Consider the following 20,956-nt stretch of genomic DNA (forward strand, 5'->3'; position numbering starts at 1 on the left):
CTCCGGGCGGGTGGTGGCGGTTCGGTGGGCGGTGGCGGTTCGCTGGGCGAACTCGGCGGCGGCGGTTCGGCGGGCGAACTCGGCGGCCAGGGCGCGGCCCAGGACGTCGTCGTCGGGGCGGTGGCGTTCCAGGTATTCGAGGGCCTCGGCGAGTTCGGCGGTGGTCAGCCGTCGCACCGGTTTGCCGGTCCAGCGCGGGGGGCGGCGGCCGGCGGGCGCCGTGCGCGGTCCTGAGTTCACGTGTCCAGCCCTTTCATTTCCGGTGTCGGTCATGCGGCGGCGCGGCGGCGGCGGCCGCATTCGCCGGGTCGAATAGGATCGCCGCGTGCATTGGTGGAGCCAGCAGGCGTGCGACGCGGCCGCGGAGGCGCAGGCCGCCGATCCCTCGCCGGGAAATCTCATGGCGGCCGCCCAGGTGCAGGCGCTCGTTTCGCTTGCGGAGGCGCTGCACCGCATTGCGGCGACATTGGAAGAGCGGGACGACAACGACACCGTCCGGCCGATATAGGGGCCGTTTCCGCGAAAATACCGGTGCGCCCGGAAGGGGGACGCACCGGTATTTCATGAAGTGTCAGACGTCGCTGAACGATTTGCGTTCCGTCCGTCCGTTGCTGCTCGCGGCGAGCCGGGACGTCTTGGTGGGGCGGGTCGGCGCGGGCTCCACGAGGTGGTCGGTGTCGGGCGCCGGGGCGCGCTCCTCGGGCACGGCGGGGCGGGGCTCCTCCCGGGGCCGGTCCCGCAGCCGCCGCGCCGCCTGGCGGAGGGCGCGCTCGCCGACGAGGCGGGTCAGCTCCAGGCCCCAGCAGTCCAGCTTGTCGGCGTCGGTGAGGTCGTCGCGGTGGCTGAGCTCGGCGGCGAGCCCGCCGAGCCGCTGCGCCTCGGCGAGGTCGAACTCGCGCATGAGGTGGCAGCACAGTTCGGCGAGGGCGGCGTGGTCGCGGTCGAACGACAGCCCGGACAGGTCGTTGTGCGACAGCCTGCTGAGGGCGCGCTTGCGCTCCAGCTCGCCGTCGGCGATCCGGAGGATGCCGTTCAGGAGGGTGACGGGGCCGGTGCCGGCGGCCCTGCTCTGGGCGGGGGCGAACGACATCCGCAGGACGGCCGCGGAGCCGAGCCCGGCGGCGATCACCCGGATCACCATGAGGCTCGCCGGGGGCGTGCCGGCGGGCAGCCCGAACGTCCAGCCGGCCGCGATGACCGCGATCAGCGCGACGATGGACGCGCTGGCGTTGACGAGGACGAACAGCAGGCCGCCCGGCGACAGGAGGGCGGAGACGGGCTTGTCGCGGTAGCGCGCGACGAGCTCGGCGAGGCCGATCGCGCCGCCGATCAGGGCGGCGAGAAGCATCTCGATGGTCATGACTTCCTTACGCGCTGCGGGCGGTCAGCCGGCCGAACGGGGACTCCTCGCGGCGGTCGCGGCGGGCGAGCAGGGTGGCCGGACGCTGCCGGGCGGCCAGTTCGGCGCGCTCGACCTCCAGGAACACCAGCAGCCATTCCGCGGGGCCGGCGGCGAGGCCGGTGTGGGTGCGCAGCGCCTGCTCGCGGGCGCCGAGAAAGGCCAGCAGCCAGCCGGCGGGCCCGGCCGTCCCGGCGGCTCGAATTCGTGAATACATGCGGACGACCTTTGCGCAGGCGGCCCCGTAAGTCGACTTCCGCCGGGTCAAGTTTTCGCGGCGGGGGAAGGATGGCGGACCATTGCCGTTAGGTCGGGAACGTCCGGTCGGTTCCGCTGATCTCCGGCCTGTTGGGAGGTAATCCCGTGCCGTTTTGGCGCGCCAGGGAATTCCTTTGCGAAAAATTCTGGTTCGGTGCCCGGACGTCCGGTGCGGGAAGATCTCTTTTCCTGGAGCGGGCGGCCGGCGAGGCCGCCGGGGAGCCGTGCCGGACGGCCGGGCGACACGCCGCGCGACTGTCAGTGCGGTGACAATCACCGGCCGCCGAAACTTTCCGTGCCCGCCTATCGCCGGACGGTCGCCGCGTCCGACCCTGTGGACCATGAGCCGGAGCAGATCGTCCGCCGCCGCGGACTTCCCGCTGTCCGGGGTTCCGGCGGACGTCGCCGACCCGATGCTGCCGCACCTGGAGGCGGTGGCGGTGGAGATGGTGGCGGAGATCCAGGGCCTCGTCCCGGAGTACGCGCGCCCGCCGGAGAGCCGCTACGGCCGGCGGATGCGGTGGGCCGTCGAGGAGACCGTCCGGCAGTTCGTGGACGCGATCGGCCGCCCCGACATGGACTGGAAGAAGGTCACCGGCATCTTCGAGGGCATCGGCGCGTACGAGGCGCGCCAGGGCCGGAGCCTGGACGGGCTGCAGACGGCGATCCGGGTGAGCGGGCAGGTCGCGTGCCGCCGGTTCATCAAGGACGCGCGCAGGCTCGGCTGGTCGCTGGACACGCTCGGCAGCTTCACCGAGTCGCTGTTCGTGTTCCTGGAGCGCATCGCGGGCGCGGCCGGGCACGGCTACGCGCGGGCGCAGGGCGAGATCGCGGGCGAGCGCGAGCGGTTCCGGCGGCGGCTCCGCGACCTGCTGGTGATGGAGCCGCCGGCGAGCGCGGAGGCGATCGGGGAGCTGGCGCGGTCGGCGGGCTGGCCCGTGCCGCGGACGCTGGCGGCCGTCGCCGTCCGGCCGGAGCCGGACCAGGCGGTCCCGGTGCTGCCGCCGGTGTTCCTCGCCGACTGGGACGCGGCCGAGCCGTACCTGATCTGCCCGGACCCGGACGGCCCCGGGCGGGACCGGATGCTCGCCCTCCTCAAGGGCACGCGGTCTGCGGCGATCGGCCCGGCCGTCCCGCTCGTCCGGGCAGGGCTGTCGCTGCGCTGGGCGCGGCGGGGGCTCGCGCTCGTCGAGCGGGGCGTCCTGCCGGGCAAGGAGCCGCTGCGCTGCCTGGACCATCTGCCGAGCCTGATCGCGGCGCAGAGCGAGGAGCTGATCGACGTGGCGCTCGGCGGCCGGCTCGCGGCGCTGATGAAGCTGCCGCCGCACCGGCGGGACGCGCTGTCGCGGACGCTGCTGACCTACATGGAGTGCCGCGACAACGCGGTGGCGGCGGCGGAGCGGCTGCTGGTGCACGAGCAGACCGTCCGGTACCGGATCCGGCGGCTGGAGGAGACGCTCGGCGGGATGATGCTCGACCCGGACCGGCGCATCGAGCTGCTGCTGCTCCTGCACTATCTGGTCCGCCTCGATCCGGGCGACCGGCGGCTGTCCCCTGCGGAGGACGCGTGAGGACGGCGACGATGGCTGGGGCGTCAGCCATCGTCGCCGTCTGGACCGGCGGTCGTCAGCCCGTGGGGCAGGTGCCCTCGTAGGCGGCGATGTTGTTGTCCGGCGTGGGCTCCGGGCAGAGGAACTTGTCGTAGCGGACGTCATTGTCGACGAACCGCTTCATCCACGCGATCGCGTATTTCGCGATGGTCGTATTGGGTGAGTTGAAGGTCATGTGCCCGGCGTTCTTCAGTTCCAGGTACGCCTTTTCGGGCACGCCGGTGAGGCCCGTGTAGTACGAGTGCGCCATCGAGTCGGCGGGCGCGATGAAGTCGTTGTCCGCGCCCATGACCATGGTCGGGGTCCGGACGTCCTTGAAGTCGTAGTTGAGGTCCCACGGCGCGAGCGGCACGGCGGCCTGCAGCGACGTCCGCTTCTTCTCCGCCTCCAGCGTCCCGCCGCCGCCCATGGAGTGGCCCATGACGGCGAGGCGGGACGTGTCGATGCGGTTCTTCACGCTGCTCTTGCCGGTCAGGTAGTCGAGCGCGGCGAGGAGCTGGTCGCCGCGCGCGGCGGGGACGTCGAACAGGCTGTTGGTCTCCAGCGTCATGACGACGAAGCCCTGGGAGGCGAGGCGCGGCCCGTACCAGTCGATCAGGGCCTGCGGGGAGACGAAGCCGGGCGAGACGGCGATCGCGCCGAAGGTGCCCTGGCTGAGGTCGGTCGGCGCGTAGATCGTGCCCTTATTGAAGCCGGATCCGCTGCCGGCCGGGACGTCGATCTTCTCGATGGCGAACGGGCCCTTCTCCGCCGTGATGCTCGCCTCGGTCGGCGCGGGGCCGCGCTCGTAGGGGTTCGCGGCGAGCTGGACGGCACCGGTCGGACGGGCGGGAGCGGCGGCGGCCGCGGGAGCCAGGGCGGCGCCCGCGGCCAGCACGGCGGCCGCGGGAAGCACTCTGAACGCATTCGTCAGATGCCTGTTCATCGGGCGTACCCTTCACTAGCCAAATCGCGAACGGGGGGATTCGCGATGCGAGAATTGTGGGACGCCCGTCCCGCAATTACTGCTGCGCCGGCGACGCGTTCTCGCCCGCGGTCTTATAGTCAACTTACAAACGGTTCGTCGACCGACAAACGGACGGAGGGGTCACTCCCCCCGAAGTGACCCCTCTCCCCCCGTTCCGCCGGGCCGGGTCCCGGGTGCGCTCACAGGACCGGCCGCTCCCCCCGAAGCGGCTCGCACCGGCCGTCCGGCGGATGTGAAGAACGTAGCGAGGGACCCGCGGCCGGATCGAGGCTTCGGCCGGCGCATGCGACGAGCGGGCGACTGTGTGCGACGAACGGAACACGCTCCGCGTTCATCGCGCATCGCGGGCAGAATGGTCCGTGCACGGTCGTGCGAGGGATACCGGACGGTTTGGGAGGCACGGACGATGGCGGGACGCGTGCGGCCGATCACGCTGGTGGGGACGCCCGTCCTGCACCAGGCGTGCCGGCCTGTCGATGACTTCGGCGAGGCGTTGCGGGAGCTGGCCGACGACATGTTCGCCAGCATGTACGAGGCGGAGGGCGTCGGCCTCGCCGCGAACCAGATCGGCGTTGACCTGCGCGTCTTCGTCTACGACTGCCCCGACGCGGACGGGGAGCGGCGCAAGGGCGTCGTCGTCAACCCCGTCCTGGAACTGCCGGCGTTGGACGACCGGCGGTTGGACGACGACGAAGAAGGCTGCCTTTCCGTGCCGGGGCCTCATGCGCGCCTGGCACGTCCCGACCGTGCCGTCGTGCACGGCTTCGACGTCACCGGAACCGAGGTCACGGTAGAGGGGACGGGGTTGCTCGCCCGCTGCCTCCAGCACGAGACAGACCACCTTGAGGGCAGGCTCTACATCGACCGGCTTTCGGCCAGAGCCCGCAAGAAGGTGCTCAAGGAGTACGAGGCTCTGCGTGCGGAGAGTCAGGCGAGCTAGCCGTCCCACACCGGGAGATGGACGACCGACGGGTGGTCCTTATCGCGCAGGATCTCGAAGCGGGTGCGGCGCGACGCGACGGCTTGCCCGGCGGGCTCGCCGGTGCCGTGGTTGCGGGCGAACCTGGGGAACGCGCCGCCCGCCAGCATGACGCGCAGCCGGTGGCCGCGCAGGAAGCGGTACGCGGTCGGATGCATCTCGATCTCGGCCTTGACCACCCCGTCGGCCCTGATGCGCAGCATGCCGTCGGTGACGTTGCGGGAGACACCGTCGCGGTCGACGTCGCAGAGGCGGATGAACAGGTCGCCCTGGCCGGTGCTCGTCCGGACATGGATCGTCGCCGAAACCGGGCCGATCAGGTCGAAGTCGCCGTCCAAGGGTGAACCGGTCAGGACAACCACGTCGTCACGGCGTTCGATCGGTGTGTTGTCACGCTGACGGCCTTTGCCGGGTGAGAGGAGCGGGCCTCCAACGGTCGGTGTGGGGTCGAGAGGGTCGTAGGTGAACGTGGCGGGCTCCGCGTTAGGGGGCTCGTCCAAGCGGAGGCTTCGGCCTAGGTAGAGCGGCGTGGGTTTGGTCTCGGGCGGCGGCCACTGGTCGAAATCGAGCCAGCGGTCGGCCTTCTGCAGATGGAGCCTCACCGGAGCTTGGCGGAGTTGGGCCTTGTCGCCGTTCAAGTGGGCGTTCAGCCAGGACACCTGGTCGGAGACCATCGCGCGGAGGGCTTTCGTGTCGTGTCCCCATGGGCCGATGGTGATGCGCACCTGGCGCCCGGCCTCGTGCAGGGCGGTGAAGTCGCGTAGCTGGCCGCGCAGGAAGAGGTCCCACCAGCCCGTCACCATCGTGGTCGGCGCGGTCGTGTCGGGGACGGCGGCACTGTGGTCGGTCGCCGTCCAGAAGCCGTCGCCCGGTTCGGCATGGGCGGTGACGTCACGGAGGAACGATTCGGGACGTCCGATGGCCGCCGTGTCCGCTTCCCCTACTGGGAGATGCCGCATCGCCTGTCGGACGCGTCTGTTGTGGAGCGGTCTTCTCTTCTCCCCCTGCGTGCCCATCAGCGAAGACCAGACGAGCGTGTTGTGAAGGGCGAGCGCACCACCCGGATAGAAGGAACTCACGAATTCGGACGCGGTGATGCCGAGGCCCATCGCCTCTAGGGGAGGGTCCGCGTAGGGCGCGAGGGCCCATTCGGTGAAGCCGAGGTAGCTCGCGCCCACCATGGCGACCCTGCCGTCACACCATGGCTGGTCGCGAAGCCATTTGAGTGTCGCGAGGCCGTCGTCCTTCTCGTTGTGGAAGGCATGGAACTCGCCGCCGGAGCCGAGCACGCCGCGCACGTTCTGAACGACGACCTGGAAGCCGCGCCTTGCGAGGACGCCGGCGTACAGCCGCATCACCGGTTGCCGCTTGCCGTAAGGGGTCCGCATCAGCACGGCGGGCATCGGCCCAGCCCCGCGCGGACGGTACAGGTCGGCGATAAGGACGATCCCGTCCGGCATGGGTACGGGCAGGTCTCGCCTGATCTGGACGTCCAGCGGGGGCGCCTCTGGGAGGCCGAAGAGGCGGTCTACAAGTCGTCCCATCACGGTTATGAGGCTACGAGGCGCTCGTACTCGTAGAGAACACCGGCGAACTCGCCCGTCGGCATCTCGCAGGTGTGGCCGGGCAGCCACAGATGCTCCAGCCGGACGGTCTGGACGTCCACCCGCAGGTGGCAGGCGTTCCCCGTGTGCTCCCAGCCGGGACGCGCCGTCCGGACGACCTCCAGATGGTGGCGGTGGCTCTGCACATCATGGAGCAGAAACGCCGTCAGCACGTGGCGCGGCCCGTTCACGGCCTTGGCGAACGTCACCGCCGTCGACGCGGCCGCCTCCAGATCGACCCCGGAATCGGCCAGTTCGGGGAAGAGCACCCGAACGTGCCGGACGACCCCTTCGATCTCGATCGGCAGGCACGGGAGCCGTAGGACGGAGTCCGGGTCGATGTAGCCGTGCAAACGGACACCGGCGACGACGCCCATCCACGCTCCTGGGACGGCGCTGATGAAACGGGCTTGAGTCATGGTGTTGCCCAGCTCCGCCATAAGACGCTCTGGGTCGATCCCACGCGGCATGAACGTCTTGGTGCCGCCGCGTAGGCGCGTACCGGTCTCGTCCAGCACGGCGAGGTCGGCCCAGCACGCGCCTGAGCCGGTCTGCAGAACGCCGTGCGGAAGGCAGTCGTCCGGGTGCGGGGTGAGGCCGGCCATGTCCTCCAGCATGGCGCGCGGTGACTGGATCAGGCCCCAGCCCTGCGTCCGGTGGGAGACCGAGCCGAGGGCGAGGGAACTCGCCATCGGCTCGCCGTTGCGCGGCTTGCCCAGCACGCGCTCAAGGCTGCGGCGGCTCCGCAGCGCGCCGATCTCCTGGAGGTACTCGTCCAGGCACTGCCGCAGGACGTCCGGGTCGAGGTCGCAGGACGCCCATCCGCCGACGTCCCGCACGTGGACGGTCGTGCCGTCGAAGTCGAGGCGGTGGTAGCGGTAGAGCTCCTGCCAGGGGCCGGACGGACCGCCGCCCAGCCGTCCCTGGGCCCGCGCGATCGCGGAGACGTCCTCGCCCAGGTCGTTGATGAGAAAGTCGCGCAGCGGAGCGTGCAGGGGGTCGGTCTCCACCGCGACCCGCCCGCCGTCGCTGCGGAACCGCACCGGAAGCGATAGCGCCATTTGCGTGATTATGCCGATAAGCGAAGATCATCACTGGTATGGAGGAATGTTCGTTCCGATCACGCGGGTTCGTCGGCCATGTACGGGGGCGCCGGCTCGTACTGGATGTAGCGGCGGACCGCCCGTGCGTGGTCGCGGCCGTGGAGGCGTCCGACCAGCCAGAGCGCCATGTCGATGCCTGCGGAGACGCCCTGGCTGGTGATGAGGTTGCCGTCCACGACGTAGCGCACGTCGCGTACGACGGTCACGTCACCGCGTGCTTCTAGGGCGTCCTCCGATGACCAGTGGGTGGCGACCCTTCGTCCCTTGGCGGGGCCTGCGGCGTGCAGCAGGATCGAGCCGGTGCACACGCTCGTCACCCAATCGACCTGTTCGGCCGTCTTCGCTATCCAGCCCGTGACGGACGGGTTGTGCGGCTGGGTTTCTCTTGCGCCTCGTCCACCGGGGACTAGGAGGACGTCCAGCTTCGGGTGGTCGTCCAAGGTGTGGTCTGGCACGACCTTCAGCCCCTTGGCGCAGCGCACCGGTCCCGACTGTTCGGCGACCAGGAATGCTCTGTCGTCCTGATTTCGCAGCATCGCCGATGCCGTGAACACCTCCCAAGGGCCCACGAAGTCGAGTTCCTCCGCGTCCTCGAACACCAGCAGCCCGTACGTGGTCATGCGAACTCCTTCGTTCCTCTGAATCGATCCCTGTAGTCGGACGGCGCAACACCGACATGCCGGTGGAAAGCCCTGCGCAACGTCTCGCCGGTGCCGAATCCCAGGCGCCGGGCCAGCGTCTCCACGGGCTCGTCGCCCTCCGCCAGCACCCGCCGCGCCGCCTCGATCCGGACACGCTCGACATACGCGGCGGGCGGCACGCCGATCTCGGCGGTGAACCTCCGCTGCAGGTGCCGCGCGCTGAGCCCGGACCGTCCGGCCAGGTCGGCGATGCTGTGCCGCGCGCCCGGATCAGCCTGCACGGACTCCACCGCCACGCGGATCGGGTCGGTCGCGGGCTGCCCCGACCACAGCGGGACGCTGAACTGCGACTGGCTGCCCGGCCGCCGCAGGAACATCACCAGCTCACGCGCGACCGCGTGCGCCACGTCCCGGCCGTGGTCGTCCTCCACGAGGGCCAACGCCAGGTCCATGCCGGCCGTGACGCCGGCGGACGTCCAGATGTGCCCGTCCCTGATGAAGATCGGGTCGCAGTCGACGTCGAGCCGCGGATACTCGGTCCTGAGCTGTCGCTCGCGGCCCCAGTGCGTGGTGACGCGGCGCCCGTCCAGGGCCCCGGTCTCGGCGAGCAGCAGCGCCCCGCTGCACACGGACGCGACCCGCCGCGCGGTCTTCGCGACCTCCGCGACCCAGCTGACCAGCGCCGCGTCCTCCCGCGCCCGGTCGATCCCGGTGCCGCCGGCCACGACGAGCGTGTCGACGCTCTGCGCGGGGACGTCGCGAATGCCGGATCCCGCATGCACCGGCAGCCCGCTGGACGACCGCACCGGACCCGCCTCCGGCCCGACGAGCAGGCATTCGTACCGGCCGGTGTGCTGGAAGACCTCGTGCGGGCCGGTCAGGTCCAGTGCCTGGAACCCGTCATAGATCACGAACGCGACGCGCATGCCTTCAGGCTGTGCCCGCGCCGGTCATGGCGTCAATGACACACACCCCACAGATCACGCCACCTTCTCGCACACCGTGTCACTCGCCCGGCTCTCCCCGCGCTGGACGGGAATGCCGCCGGACGTCCGCATCCGCGTGAAATCAGGCCCGATGACCAGCTCGACCACCCCGGCGGGCGCCTTCGCACGCGGCGCGACCTTTGCGCCGGGCAGCAGCTTGGCGAGCGCCTGCGCCTGCACCTCGGCGCCCGTCCCGTAGCGGACGTAGGTGTGCCGCGTCCGGGAGGCGAGGTTGCCGACGCCGGTGACCTGCCAGCCGCCGTCCCGGAGCTGCGCCGCGACCTGCGCGGCACGTCCCTCCACCCCGGACGCGTTGTACACCCGCACCTTCCCCGGCGGCACGCCCACCGCCTTCTCCTGCGCGGGCACCACCACGTCCTTGCGGATCGCGTCGAAGAACCTGTCGGACGCCGGATGGGTCAGGGCCACGCGGTTCGGGTTCGGCGCATAGGCGCCCGACGGCACGGTGACGAAGCGGAGCTTGCCTGCGCTCAGGTCGCGCATGCCCTGCGCTATTTTCAGCATCTCCGCGACGGTCAGCGCCTTGTCCGTCGTCAGCGACTCGGCAGTCGCGTTGAGCAGCTCGTTCAGACGTCCGGGATCGGTGAGAACACCCTTGCTCATCGCTTCCTTGGCCAGCGCACCGAAGAAGTGCTGCTGACGCTTGATGCGTGCGGTATCGCTCTTGTCGCCGAACCCCTTACGGCTGCGGACGTACGCCAGAGCCTGCTCGCCCTTCAACCTGTGGTTGCCCTTGGTGAGGTTGAGGCCGGAGTCCTTGTCGTGGACGTCGCCCTTAACGCACACGGGGACGCCACCGACCGCGGTGGCGATCCGCTTGAAGCCCACGAGGTCCACCTGCACGAAGTGGTCGATATGGATTTTCGTGAGCTGCTCGATGGTCTTCATCGTGCACGTGGGTCCCGCATGGGCGATCGCCTGGTTCAGCATGGCGATGCTGTTGCCGGGCACCTTCGTCCCGTCCTTGCGCGTGCACGTCGGTATGGGCACCATCAGGTCGCGCGGGAAGCTGACGGCCAGCGCCTGCCCACCACCCGGCGACAGATGCAGCAGCACCATCGTGTCGGACGCGGGCGGCTTGTTCCGCAACCCCTTCCCGTACTGGGCGTTGGCGCCCTCCCGGGTGTCGGAGCCGATCACGATGATGTTCCGCGCGCCGTTCAGCTTCTTCGGCCGGTTCCCGCCGAGCAGCTTGTCCACGTCCTCGTGCTGGACCGCGTTCTGCAGCTTCCAGTAGTACCCGTACGCGGACAGGCTGCCCGTCACCAGCACCGCCGCCGCCGCGACGGCCACCCAAGCCAGCAGCTTCATGGAGCCTCCCGGCGATGTATCTCCACTCGCCGCCGCCCGGGTTCACGGACCGGCCGAAATTAATGGTTGACACCGCCGGGCGATCTATGGCTAACTCTTACGCATGAAGCTTTGATTCTTCTCCGGTTGAGCCGCCTCCGGCGCCGTCGCGGGCCCGCTCCCGATCACTTCACAAGCGCACTCCTTCACTGTGTGACCTGCACTGTTGCCGTGCGCCCCTTTCTCTTTTTCATCGGTCCTTTCGCGGCCGAATTCAAGCCTGCCCGGAGGTGTTGCCTTCATGCGTGCCATTGACAACCCCGAATCCACGCCCTTCTCCAACGCCAAGAAGAAGGGCAAGCGGAAGAAGTCCGATCCCCGGTCGGCCAATTTCGCGAACAACCGCCGCAACGCCCGGCAGATGCCCGTCCGGCAGCTCCAGCGGGGCCGCTGACCGGCGTCCCCCGGCCCCGCCCGCTACTCGGCCGGCGGGGCCGGGAACTCGGCCCACACCACCGTCCGCGGCCCGTCCGCCCGGAACCCCCACCGCGCCGAGAGCGCTTCCACGATCCGCATCCCGCGCCCGGTCTCCGCCCCGACCTCGGCCTTGACGTGCGGCCGCCCGCCCGCCGCGCCGTCGTCGGCGACCTCCAGCCGGAGCACTCCGTCGCCCGCCGAGAGGACGACGGTCACCCGTCCGTCCCGCAACCCCGACGCCGTGTGCGTGACCGCGTTCGCGACCATCTCGCTGACCGCCGTGACCAGGTCGTCCACCGAGGGAAGATCGGCCAGGTCACGAACGAAGTTCCGCGCGACCCCGACCGACCGCCGGACCCCCGGCAATGTGATCTCGCCGAGCACCACGTGGCTCCGCGCGTCCCCCACAGCACCGCCTCCCCCACACCCGGCGGGACCGGCCCCAGGGCCCGGCCCGCCGGCCTCGGCAGTTCGCAACGCGTCCTCGGCACCCACCCGACGGCCCCCTCCACGTCCGGAAAGTCGCCCGTCACCCCCGCTGTACGGTTAGGCCCCCGCCTTCCGTTCACGCCGCCCGCTTCCGCTCAGCCGAAGCGAACCGGGAAGATCTACGGCGAATCCGGTGTTATCCCTTGATCGGGCGAAAGGGAGTCATGAGCGAGGACCTGGGGTACGGGTGGCAGAGCGAGCTGCTTGATCTGCCCGCCTACCTGAAGCGGACCGGGTACGACGGCGATCTGGCGCCGACCGAGGCGACGCTGCGGGCGCTGCACCGGGCGCATGTCGCGGCCATCCCGTTCGAGAACCTGGAGATCATGCTCGGGCGGCCGATCGAGCTGTCACTGGACGCCGTCCAGGCGAAGCTGGTCGGACGGCCGCGCGGCGGCTACTGCTTCGAGCACAACCGGCTGTTCGCGGCGGTGCTGGAGAAGCTCGGGTACGAGGTCACGGCGCTGGCCGGGCGGGTCACGCTGGGCTCGACGCACCTCCGGCCGACGACGCACACGCTGCTGCACGTCCGTCCGCCCGGCCAGTCGCGCGATGAGCCGGGCTGGCTGTCCGACGTGGGGTTCGGCGCCGGGCCGCTGGAGCCGCTGCCGTTCGCGGACGGCGAGGAGGTCGTCCAGGACGGCGGCTGGGCTTTCCGGCTCCAGCGGGGCCGCACCATCAGGACGTGGAGCCCCCACACGGCCGGCTGGGAACTGCACCAGCGCGGCGGCGACGGCTGGGTACAGCGGCACGTGTTCGCGATGAACGAGATGCTCCGCATCGACTTCGACGTGCTGAACTACTACGTCTCGACCAATCCGCGGTCACCGTTCACGGCCCGTCCGTTCACGCAGAAGTTCACGCCCGACACTCTCCACGTCCTCGACGGGACGACGCTGACCGTCAGCCGTCCGCACGGCCCGTCCGAGACGCGTGACCTCAAGCCGGAGGAGCTGCCGGACGTGCTGGCCACGCACTTCGAGATCGTCCTGGACGAGGACGAGGCGCACGGCCTCATCGAGTTCGTCCGCGGCGCCGGGGAGGGTTGAACTCCGCCGGCCGGGTATCGCCTCCCTTCGACCCTTACGAGGAGGATGATCATGGCCGAGACGGCCGAGAACGTCGTCGACCTGCTGCTCGCACAGCACGATGAGATCCGCCGGCTGGCGTCGACGGTGGAGAACAGCAGCGGCAAGACCCGCAAGGACGCCTTCGACCAGCTGCGGGAACTCCTCGCCGTGCACGAGACCGCGGAGGAGGAGGTCGTCCACCCGTTCGCGCGCCGCGCCATCGGCGACGACACCCACGTGGTGGACGACCGGCTGGAGGAGGAGAACGAGGCCAAGGGCGTCCTGTCCGAGCTGGAGAAGATGGACACCGACTCCCCCGCCTTCATGGAGAAGTTCTCCCAGTTCCACAAGGACGTCGAGGCGCACGCCACGCACGAGGAGAAGGAGGAGTTCCCGCGCATCCGGGAGGACGCCACGCGCGAGCAGATGCGCGGCATGGCCAAGGCCGTGCGCGTCGCCGAGGCGGCCGCGCCGACGCACCCGCACCAGGGGACCGAGTCGCCCGCCAAGAACCTCGCGGTCGGCCCGATCGCCGCCGTCGCCGACCGCGTCCGCGACGCCATCGGCAAGATCCGCAGCTGACGAGCACGGGGCGCCCCCCGGCTGCGGGGGGCGCGCGAGGAGGAAGCGATGAGCAAGCGCGACGAGGACAAGCCGCTCGCCGACCGGCGCGCCGAGGCGGACGCGCCGCAGGACGAGGAGCCGGACTTCGCGGAGGAGCGCACCCCCGGCCCCACCGACCCGCCGATCGCCGAGGCCGAGACCCCGGGCGGCGAGGACGACGGCTACAGCCCGCAGACCCGGGTCCCGTAGCGGCTCACGCGCTGTCGTCGTCGCGGTCGGAGCCGACCGTGACGCCGACGACGTCCTCCAGTTCGCTCAGGTGCGCGATGAGGTCCGGGATCGAGCCCGTCCCCTCCAGCACCAGCGACACGACGGCGTTGCCGGCGCGCCGCCGCTCGGGCGGCTCCCGCCGGTCGCGGCGCTCGTCCCGGCCCCGGTCGGAGTCGTCCGGCAGGTAGTCGCGGTCGACGCTGACGTCCAGGATCACGAACCCGCGCTGCGTGCACTCCATCAGGACCCGGCGCAGCGCGCCCCGCCCGTCCCGGTACACGAGCCGCATCCGGGCGAGGCCCGCCGGGCGGAACCGGTGCATCGGCAGCCGCCGCGTCAGCGCGCTCAGCCCGTAGACGACGAGGAAGTGCATGGCCGTCACCGCGATCGCCAGCACCCACAGCCCGCCGCCCGCCGCCATGCCGACCGCCGCCGTCACCCACACGACCGCCGCGGTCGTCAGCCCGCGCACCGCGTCCCGCCGGACGAAGATCAGCCCGCCGCCGATGAACCCGATGCCGGACACGATCTGCGCCGCCACCCGGGACGGGTCGAGCGACACGTTCCCCGGGACGTTCTCGAACCCGTACTTGCTGACCAGCATGAACAGGGCCGCGCCGACGCCGACGAGGGTGTGCGTGCGCAGCCCCGCGCTCTTGTTGCGCAGCCCCCGCTCCAGGCCGATGGCGGCCGACAGCACCATCGCCAGCAGCAGCTCACCGATCTCGACGAGCCCCTGGCCCGGCGACAGCTCGATCACCTTTTGTCTCTACCCTCCCGCCGCGTCCCACAAGCCACGCACGGGCGGGCCGTCCCGGTCTGCCCCGGGACGGCCCGCCCGCATCCGCTTACGAGGGGTACGGCGACCGCTGGTCCGGCGGGGTACCGCCGCCCTCACCGCCGCCCTTGTTCCCCTTGTCGGTGTGCTTCGCGTGGCCCTTCTTCCGCGTCATCTTCGGGTCGGTGGCCTCCGGCGCCGGCTCCTCGGTCACCGAGGTCCGCTCCGACCGCCTCATCTCGGGCTGCTGCGGGTTCGGCATGATCTCGCCTCCTATGCGCTGGACGGCTCGGGACGCAGCGGGTCGTGCCCCACGCTCATCAGCGCGTGCCGCCACTCCTCGTCCCGCTCCGCGTTCGGCGGGCGGTGCTCCAGGTGGTCCTCCACGAAGTCCACGACCTCCACCATGACCTCGGCGTCGTCGCTGGTCAGGTCGACCTTCCGCTTGCGCAGGACGTCCACGACGCGGGCGCCGAGCGCGTCGACCCCGGGTCCGGGCCCCGGCTGGGGGAACGCCACCTCGCCGGACGCGTCCGTGAGCAGCCAGGTCCGCAGCTCGTCGGAGGTCATGTTCACGAGCCGGTGGAAGTCCTCCCAGGCCAGCTCCACCTCAGCCGATATGCGTTCGTTCATCGGTCACTCCCTGTCGGCCGGTCATGCCCGCCCTACCCGGTGACCGCCGCCCCATTCCCCCATCGCGTCACATCACGGGACATCCCGACCGACGTAGTCCTCCAGGCGCGCGACGGCGAAGCCCTGCTTGCGGATGCGCTTGAGCATGTGGGCGAACATCTCGGTCATCGACTCGCCCTTGAGCTGCTCCGGGCCCCTGAAGTGCGCCAGCAGGATGTCGCCCGGATGCAGCTTCTTGTTGACGTCGTCGTACTGCATGTCGTGGATCTGCATGGAGGCACGCCACATGACGATCCCGTCGATGCCGCACTCGCGGGCCGCCTGCTGCGTGGCCCAGTTCCACCGTCCGTAGGGCGGCCTGAGCAGCGTGGGTTCCGTCCCGTACTGCTTGGTCAGAACCTTCTGGTTTCCGCAGATCTCTCGCTTCTGGCCGTCCAACCCAAGGATCGGCAGGACAGGATGGGTCAGCGTGTGGTTCTGGACGTGGTTCCCCAAGGCCTGCAGGGGCTTGAAGTACGCGTAGTCGTCCTGGATAACGTTGTCGGTGAGGAACATGGTGACGGGCACCTTCAGGTCCGTCAGCATCTGGACGAACCTGGGGTCCTTCTCCTGCCCGTCGTCGATCGTGATGAAGACGACCCGCTCCTCTGTCGGAACCCGGTCGAAGACCTTCACGGGCCCCTTTCGTCCAAGCTTGAGAGGCTTGTCCACTGGCGGTTCCGGTGCCGGCGGCAACGGCTTGAGCCCCCACTCGCCCCACACGGCGGCCTCGTCCCGCACCACAGGCGTCGCACTCGGTTTCACCGTCCGCGCGACCTTGCCCGCCTCGGACGGCTCGCACGCTCCCAGCACCGCGACCAGCAGACCGGCCCCGACCACCACACGAAAAGCCCGCACCCCGAAGGCCTCCCCCACCCGACTGATCAAAACCTATCGGCCCTCGTGAGGCGGCCGGGCGCCGCTGTGCCAGACTCCTATCCGGCAATCGAGCTGAGGAGCGTCATGGAGCTGATCCACTCGGGGAAGGTGCGGGACGTCTACGCGGACGGCGACGAGCTGATCCTGGTGGCGTCCGACCGGGTGAGCGTCTACGACGTCGTGCTGCCGACGCGGATCCCCGACAAGGGCAAGATCCTCACGCAGCTCTCCCTGTGGTGGTTCGAGCAGCTCGCCGACATCATCCCGAACCACGTCGTCTCCGAGGTCGTCCCCGCCGAATGGGCGGGCCGCGCCATCCGCTGCCGCCGCCTCACCATGCTCCCCGTCGAGTGGATCGCCCGCGGCTACCTCACCGGCCTCGGCCTCAAGGAGTACGAGAAGAACGGCACCGTCTCCGGCATCACGCTCCCGGACGGCCTGGTCGACGCCTCGCGCCTCCCCGAGCCGATCTTCACCCCCACCACCAAGGCCACCGAGGGCCACGACGAGTTCATCACCTACACCGACGTCGTGGACGAGATCGGCGACGACACCGCCGCCCGCCTCAAGGACGTCACGCTGGACATCTACAAGCGCGGCGCCGCCCTGGCCGCTGAGCGCGGCATCATCATCGCCGACACCAAACTGGAGTTCGGCCGCGCCGCCGACGGCACCCTGGTGTTGGGCGACGAGGTCCTGACGCCCGACTCGTCCCGCTTCTGGCCCGCCAACGACTGGCAGCCGGGCCGCCCCCAGCACTCCCTGGACAAGCAGTACGTCCGCGACTGGAGCAGCACCCTCGACTGGGACCGCACCCCACCCGGCCCGGCGATCCCCCAGGAAGTGGTAGACGCCACCCGAGCCCGCTACACAGAGGTATACGAACGCCTAACCGGCACCCCCTGGACGTCCTGACCCGGTCAGAAGGTGGAGGTGTCGCGGGAGGGGACGATCTCGGTGCCGAGGGGGGTCAGGGAGATCGGGATCAGCTTGAAGTTGGCGATGCCGAACGGGATGCCGATGATCGTGATGCAGAGCAGGGCGCCGGTGACCAGGTGGCCGAGGGCCAGCCACCAGCCGGCGACGATGATCCAGATGATGTTGCCGATGAGGGAGCCGACGCCCGCGTTGCGCTTCGGGACGGTCGTCCTGCCGAACGGCCAGAGGGCGAAGCCCGCGATGCGGAACGCGGCGATGCCGAACGGGATCGTGATGATGAGGATGCAGCAGATGATCCCGGCGACGACATAGCTCAGCGCCATCCAGAACCCCGCCAGGACCAGCCAGATGACGTTCAACAGCGTGCGCACGGCAACCTCCCGACGGCATTAGGGCCATGATCAGCCTATGCGCCGCCGCCCGCCCCGCGCGCCCCGATCGATCAACTCCGCACACCGGGGTCAGAGGTGGCCGTTCAGGGCGGCGAGCAGGGCGCGCTTGGGCTTGGCGCCGATGATCTGCTGGACGACCTCGCCGTCGCGGTAGAGGTTGAGGGTCGGGAAGCCCATGACGCCGTACCGGGCCACGATGTCGGGGTGGTCGTCGCCGTTGATCTTCGCGACGGTCAGCCGGTCGCCGTGCTCGGCCTCGATCTGCTCAAGGATCGGCGCGATCATCTTGCACGGCGGGCACCAGTCCGCCCAGAATTCGACCAGTACCGGCTTGCCGCCGCCGAGCACCTGCTCGTCGAAGTTCTCGCTGGTCAGGGTTAGCATTCGTCGCCTCCATGGAGAGGGCGCAGCCCGGGCAGGCCCGCGCCAACTGGTCAGCCACGTCCGCGCGCAGGCGGATCAGGGTGCGGATCTCGGTGTCGATCTCCGCGAGCTTGCGCCGGTAGACCGCCACCGATTCGGGGCAGGACGCGCCGTCGGCGTGGCCCGCGCGCAGGCAGTCGACGAACGGGCGGGTGTCGTCCAGCGTGAACCCGGCGGCGAGCAGCGAGCGGATCTCCGAGACGAGCCGGAGATCGGACTCCTCGTACTGCCGGTAGCCGTTGGACGCGCGCCGCGCCGGCAGCAGCCCCTGCTGCTCGTAGTAGCGCAGCGTGCGGGTGCTGACGCCCGCGCGTTCAGCGAGTTCCCCGATCCGCATCCGTCCTCCCTTGTGGCCGTTCGCGACGCTATCCCCTGACACCGGCGTCAAGGTCAAGCCCGGTTTCCGGGGACGGGCCCGGCGGCGCGGTGCCGGGCCCGTCCCCAGGCCGTCACCGGCCCTGCAGGCCGCGGACGTTGTTACCGAACGTCCAGCCCTTCGAGCCGTCCCAGTTGATGGACCAGGTCATCAGACCCTTCAACTGCCCGTTGAAGTGATTCCATGCCTGGCCGACGAGACCGGTCGACATGTAGCCGCCGCCTGCGCCCGGCTGCGCGGGCAGCCCCGGCACCTGCTTGTCGTAAGGCACCCGAATCGTCGTGCCCTGGATGACGAGCCCGTTGTTGAGGCATTCGGTCTGCTTCACGAAGCCCTCGACCGTCCCGGCGGAGTAGGAGTCACCGGAGCACCCGTACATGCTGCCGTTGTAGTACTGCATGTTGAGCCACCACAGCCGGCCGTTGTCCGCGTACTTCTTGACGATCGGCAGGTACGCGCCCCAGATGGAGCCGTAGGTGACGCTGCCGCCGGTCACGTACGCGGTCTCCGGCGCCATCGTGAGCCCGAAGTTGGACGGCATCTGCCCGAGCACACCGTCGATGATGCGGATCAGGTTGGCCTGCGACGTCGACAGCTGGTTGATGTTGCCACTGCCGGTCAGCCCGGTCTCGATGTCGATGTCGATGCCGTCGAAGTTGTACTTCTTCAGGATCGGCACAACCGTCTGGACGAACCGGTCGGCGACGCTGCTTGAACTGAGGTCGATGCCCGCCGTCGCACCACCGATCGACATCAGGATGGTGGCGCCCGCGGCCTTCGCCGCGCACATCTCGGCGGGGGTGGCGACCTTGACCGTCGAGTCCATGCCGTCCTCCCACAGGACGGTGCCGTCTGACCGGATGACGGGGAACGCCGCGTTGATCACGTTGTAGCCGTGCTGCTTGATCACGGGGTTGTCGATCGGCGTCCAGCCGAACGGCGGGTGGACGCCGTTGGACGCGCCGTCCCAGTTCTCCCAGTAGCCCTGCAGCACCTTGCCGGCGGGCTTCGACTTCACCGCACAGGTGTCGTCCCCGGGCGGCTGCGTGGTGGGAGGCGTGGTCGGCGGCGTCGTAGGCGGCGTGGTGGGCGGCGTGGTCGGCGGCGTAGTCGGGGGCGTGGACCCATCACACGCACCGAGCTCGCGCCACAGTGTCGGAGTGGACGCAGGGTTCCAGTTGGCGCCGGGCCACGCGGTGTGCGCGACGAGCGCCTCGTAGCCCTTGCCGCTGTAGGCGACCTTGTCACCCACCTTGTAACTGTTGCCCTCGGCCCAGGCCGGATACGTGCAGGCGGCCAGGACGGTGGGCTGAGCGGACGACGGCGCGGACAGCACCACCAGCGCGCCCAGCGACAGCACCAGCGCCGCAAAGGCCGACGCCAGCGCCGCGATGGCCGGTGACCATCGCTTGTACGTGATTCTCACGGGGGACGACTCCTCCAGAACGGGGACAGAGGAGCCGGCGCAAGAGCCGAACAAGCCCCGCGAACGCGAGACCCTCCCAGGCGCAAGGCGCAAACAACCGGCATGGACGCCACGAGCAGCCTAACCGCCCCGTCCCATCTCGGGAAGACCAAGGCACGGCCCCTCCGCCACGGGCGGACTGCTAGCTTGCGAAGGACGGCGTCACCATCGCCGCCTTCACGAGGAGACCTCCATCATGGCGATGCGCGAGGCGTTCGCTGCGCTCGATGTGATGCCCGGATTCCGCGCCGAGCTGGTAGGTGGAGAGATCATCGTGTCGCCGCCTCCCGACGGGCAGCACGAGACGATCGTCGTGGCCGTCGACGACTGGGTCCGGGACGTCCACGGCCTGCGGCTGCACCGCAACCTGACGCTGATCAGCCCTGAGGGCGAATACGTCCCCGACGGCATCGCCGCCCCCAAGGGCGCGTTCGCCGGACGCGACTGGCACAGCAAGCCCGATGGGGTGGTCATGGTCCTGGAGGTGACCTCCGGTCGGCGGGGGGAGCGCAAGGCCGCCGAACGTGACCGCGGCCCGAAACGCCGGGGGTACGCCGCCGCCGACATCCCGCTGTACCTGCTGATCGACCGGCTGGACGGCAAGGCCACGATCTTCTCCGAGCCCCGCGGCGACGACTACACGCACAGCGCGTCGGCCGTCCTCGGCGACGACCTGACCATCCCGGCCCCGTTCGAAGGCGTCCTCCCCACGGGCGGCTTCTGACACGCCGGCCGCACCCGCAACCCACGCCCTCACGTCGCGCAACGCCACCCAGGAAAGGCGATGGGGAGCGGCCCTCACGGGCGGCTCCCCTGCCTTAGCTTGATCAACGTTCACCCTAGCGGCAGGTTCCACGCTCCGCTGGTCTTTATGTGCGGTCGATGATCGCGAAGACGACCTTGCCGGCCTGGCCGGCGAGGGGGCGGACGCCCCAGCGGCGGGAGAACTGGCCGACGATGAACAGGCCCCGGCCGACCTCGCTGACCATGTCGGTCTCCTGGACGTGCGGCAGGTCGCAGGTGGCGTCCTGGACCTCCATCCACAGGGCGTCGTCCTCCGTGCGGTCCAGCCGCAGCGTCACGTCCCCGTCCTTCTCGGACGCGTAGCGCAGCGCGTTGGTGACCAACTCGCTGGCCACCAGGCACGGGACGAAGTCGTCCATCCCGTACCGGCCGGTGACCAGCCGCACGAACTCCCGAACCTCCGCGACGACCTTGAGGTCCTGCTTCACCACCATCTCGTTCTCCGCCGCACCCTGGCCCATGACCGCTCCTCACTCTGTGTGGCGAACACCACACATGTT

At 70.1% G+C, this 20,956-nt stretch carries 26 protein-coding genes and 1 pseudogene; 9 read left to right on the forward strand and 18 right to left on the reverse strand.

The window, feature by feature from the left end; all coding sequences use genetic code 11:
• Positions 1-325 precede the first annotated feature (325 nt).
• Entirely contained in the window at positions 326-508 is a 183-nt protein-coding gene (locus HUX53_RS05245; protein ID WP_176402037.1) for a hypothetical protein, read from the forward strand.
• A gap of 63 nt (positions 509-571) precedes the next feature.
• On the opposite strand, the gene HUX53_RS05250 is transcribed toward HUX53_RS05245, so the two are convergent.
• Both HUX53_RS05250 and HUX53_RS05255 read right to left on the reverse strand, forming a co-directional pair.
• A complete protein-coding gene (locus tag HUX53_RS05250; RefSeq protein WP_176402038.1) occupies positions 572-1,360 on the reverse strand; it encodes a hypothetical protein in 789 nt (262 codons plus the stop codon).
• 7 nt (positions 1,361-1,367) lie between these two features.
• Complete coding sequence (locus HUX53_RS05255; RefSeq protein ID WP_176402039.1) at positions 1,368-1,616, reverse strand: hypothetical protein; 249 nt, start codon at positions 1,614-1,616, stop codon at positions 1,368-1,370.
• 382 nt (positions 1,617-1,998) lie between these two features.
• Here HUX53_RS05255 and HUX53_RS05260 point away from each other — a divergent pair, with 382 nt between their 5' ends.
• Positions 1,999-3,228 (forward strand): helix-turn-helix domain-containing protein, encoded by a 1,230-nt coding sequence (locus HUX53_RS05260; protein WP_176402040.1) that lies wholly within the window; start codon positions 1,999-2,001, stop codon positions 3,226-3,228.
• A 55-nt stretch (positions 3,229-3,283) separates the two neighbouring features.
• Here the strand turns inward: HUX53_RS05260 and HUX53_RS05265 are convergent, their stop codons facing one another.
• Positions 3,284-4,192: an alpha/beta hydrolase gene (locus HUX53_RS05265; protein WP_176402041.1), complete on the reverse strand. Its 909-nt coding sequence runs from the start codon at positions 4,190-4,192 to the stop codon at positions 3,284-3,286.
• 448 nt (positions 4,193-4,640) lie between these two features.
• On the opposite strand from HUX53_RS05265, the gene def reads away from it, so the two are divergent.
• On the forward strand, positions 4,641-5,174 hold the full coding sequence (def, locus tag HUX53_RS05270; protein WP_176402042.1) for a peptide deformylase: 534 nt from the start codon (positions 4,641-4,643) through the stop codon (positions 5,172-5,174).
• On the opposite strand, the gene HUX53_RS05275 is transcribed toward def, so the two are convergent.
• The 5 genes from HUX53_RS05275 to HUX53_RS05295 are packed head-to-tail and all read right to left on the reverse strand — an operon-like array spanning position 5,171 to position 10,879.
• Positions 5,171-6,757 (reverse strand): CocE/NonD family hydrolase, encoded by a 1,587-nt coding sequence (locus HUX53_RS05275; RefSeq protein WP_255204953.1) that lies wholly within the window; start codon positions 6,755-6,757, stop codon positions 5,171-5,173. The genes def and HUX53_RS05275 overlap by 4 nt on opposite strands.
• 5 nt (positions 6,758-6,762) lie before the next feature.
• Positions 6,763-7,878: a hypothetical protein gene (locus HUX53_RS05280; protein WP_176402044.1), complete on the reverse strand. Its 1,116-nt coding sequence runs from the start codon at positions 7,876-7,878 to the stop codon at positions 6,763-6,765.
• A 59-nt stretch (positions 7,879-7,937) separates the two neighbouring features.
• The gene (locus HUX53_RS05285; RefSeq protein ID WP_176402045.1) at positions 7,938-8,540 is read right to left on the reverse strand and encodes a DJ-1/PfpI family protein; all 603 of its coding nucleotides are present in this window, start codon (positions 8,538-8,540) and stop codon (positions 7,938-7,940) included.
• Positions 8,537-9,487 carry a GlxA family transcriptional regulator gene (locus HUX53_RS05290; RefSeq protein ID WP_176402046.1) on the reverse strand — a complete coding sequence of 317 codons (951 nt, stop codon included), beginning with the start codon at positions 9,485-9,487 and terminating at the stop codon, positions 8,537-8,539. The genes HUX53_RS05285 and HUX53_RS05290 overlap by 4 nt, the downstream gene beginning before the upstream one ends.
• Positions 9,488-9,541: 54 nt before the next feature.
• Positions 9,542-10,879, reverse strand: coding sequence for an LCP family protein (locus tag HUX53_RS05295; protein WP_176402047.1), 1,338 nt, complete (start codon positions 10,877-10,879; stop codon positions 9,542-9,544).
• Between the two features lie 280 nt (positions 10,880-11,159).
• Between HUX53_RS05295 and HUX53_RS05300 the strand changes: the two genes are divergently transcribed.
• Entirely contained in the window at positions 11,160-11,312 is a 153-nt protein-coding gene (locus HUX53_RS05300) for a hypothetical protein (protein ID WP_176402048.1), read from the forward strand.
• Positions 11,313-11,335: 23 nt separating this feature from the next.
• Here HUX53_RS05300 and HUX53_RS05305 read toward each other — a convergent pair whose 3' ends face one another.
• Positions 11,336-11,743, reverse strand: a complete 408-nt coding sequence (locus HUX53_RS05305; RefSeq protein WP_176402049.1) for an ATP-binding protein — start codon at positions 11,741-11,743, stop codon at positions 11,336-11,338.
• A 245-nt stretch (positions 11,744-11,988) separates the two neighbouring features.
• On the opposite strand from HUX53_RS05305, the gene HUX53_RS05310 reads away from it, so the two are divergent.
• The 3 genes from HUX53_RS05310 to HUX53_RS05320 are packed head-to-tail and all read left to right on the forward strand — an operon-like array spanning position 11,989 to position 13,707.
• The gene (locus HUX53_RS05310; protein WP_176402050.1) at positions 11,989-12,873 is read left to right on the forward strand and encodes an arylamine N-acetyltransferase; all 885 of its coding nucleotides are present in this window, start codon (positions 11,989-11,991) and stop codon (positions 12,871-12,873) included.
• A 51-nt stretch (positions 12,874-12,924) separates the two neighbouring features.
• Complete coding sequence (locus tag HUX53_RS05315) at positions 12,925-13,476, forward strand: hemerythrin domain-containing protein (RefSeq protein ID WP_176402051.1); 552 nt, start codon at positions 12,925-12,927, stop codon at positions 13,474-13,476.
• A 48-nt stretch (positions 13,477-13,524) separates the two neighbouring features.
• On the forward strand, positions 13,525-13,707 hold the full coding sequence (locus HUX53_RS05320; RefSeq protein WP_176402052.1) for a hypothetical protein: 183 nt from the start codon (positions 13,525-13,527) through the stop codon (positions 13,705-13,707).
• A gap of 4 nt (positions 13,708-13,711) precedes the next feature.
• On the opposite strand, the gene HUX53_RS05325 is transcribed toward HUX53_RS05320, so the two are convergent.
• The 4 genes from HUX53_RS05325 to HUX53_RS05340 form a co-directional block, all read right to left on the reverse strand.
• A complete protein-coding gene (locus tag HUX53_RS05325; RefSeq protein ID WP_309237059.1) occupies positions 13,712-14,488 on the reverse strand; it encodes an MgtC/SapB family protein in 777 nt (258 codons plus the stop codon).
• Positions 14,489-14,576: 88 nt separating this feature from the next.
• Positions 14,577-14,768, reverse strand: a complete 192-nt coding sequence (locus HUX53_RS05330) for a hypothetical protein (RefSeq protein WP_176402053.1) — start codon at positions 14,766-14,768, stop codon at positions 14,577-14,579.
• An 11-nt stretch (positions 14,769-14,779) separates the two neighbouring features.
• Positions 14,780-15,139 (reverse strand): DUF3140 domain-containing protein, encoded by a 360-nt coding sequence (locus tag HUX53_RS05335; RefSeq protein WP_176402054.1) that lies wholly within the window; start codon positions 15,137-15,139, stop codon positions 14,780-14,782.
• Between the two features lie 72 nt (positions 15,140-15,211).
• On the reverse strand, positions 15,212-16,036 hold the full coding sequence (locus HUX53_RS05340; RefSeq protein WP_309237060.1) for a polysaccharide deacetylase family protein: 825 nt from the start codon (positions 16,034-16,036) through the stop codon (positions 15,212-15,214).
• Positions 16,037-16,141: 105 nt separating this feature from the next.
• Between HUX53_RS05340 and HUX53_RS05345 the strand changes: the two genes are divergently transcribed.
• The gene (locus HUX53_RS05345) at positions 16,142-16,972 is read left to right on the forward strand and encodes a phosphoribosylaminoimidazolesuccinocarboxamide synthase (protein ID WP_176402056.1); all 831 of its coding nucleotides are present in this window, start codon (positions 16,142-16,144) and stop codon (positions 16,970-16,972) included.
• Between the two features lie 5 nt (positions 16,973-16,977).
• On the opposite strand, the gene HUX53_RS05350 is transcribed toward HUX53_RS05345, so the two are convergent.
• From HUX53_RS05350 to HUX53_RS05365, 4 genes and pseudogenes are all read right to left on the reverse strand, one after another.
• A complete protein-coding gene (locus tag HUX53_RS05350; RefSeq protein ID WP_176402057.1) occupies positions 16,978-17,367 on the reverse strand; it encodes a YccF domain-containing protein in 390 nt (129 codons plus the stop codon).
• A gap of 90 nt (positions 17,368-17,457) precedes the next feature.
• The gene (gene trxA, locus HUX53_RS05355) at positions 17,458-17,772 is read right to left on the reverse strand and encodes a thioredoxin (protein WP_176402058.1); all 315 of its coding nucleotides are present in this window, start codon (positions 17,770-17,772) and stop codon (positions 17,458-17,460) included.
• A 34-nt stretch (positions 17,773-17,806) separates the two neighbouring features.
• Positions 17,807-18,148 (reverse strand): annotated as a pseudogene (locus tag HUX53_RS05360) (MerR family transcriptional regulator); the annotation flags it as partial.
• 112 nt (positions 18,149-18,260) lie between these two features.
• A complete protein-coding gene (locus tag HUX53_RS05365) occupies positions 18,261-19,613 on the reverse strand; it encodes a glycosyl hydrolase family 18 protein (protein ID WP_309237061.1) in 1,353 nt (450 codons plus the stop codon).
• Between the two features lie 235 nt (positions 19,614-19,848).
• On the opposite strand from HUX53_RS05365, the gene HUX53_RS05370 reads away from it, so the two are divergent.
• Positions 19,849-20,376 carry a Uma2 family endonuclease gene (locus HUX53_RS05370; RefSeq protein ID WP_176402060.1) on the forward strand — a complete coding sequence of 176 codons (528 nt, stop codon included), beginning with the start codon at positions 19,849-19,851 and terminating at the stop codon, positions 20,374-20,376.
• 145 nt (positions 20,377-20,521) lie between these two features.
• Here HUX53_RS05370 and HUX53_RS05375 read toward each other — a convergent pair whose 3' ends face one another.
• Entirely contained in the window at positions 20,522-20,917 is a 396-nt protein-coding gene (locus tag HUX53_RS05375) for an ATP-binding protein (protein ID WP_176402061.1), read from the reverse strand.
• Between the last annotated feature and the right edge of the window lie 39 nt (positions 20,918-20,956).

The organism is Actinomadura sp. BRA 177, assembly GCF_013372625.1.
GTDB lineage: Bacteria > Actinomycetota > Actinomycetes > Streptosporangiales > Streptosporangiaceae > Spirillospora.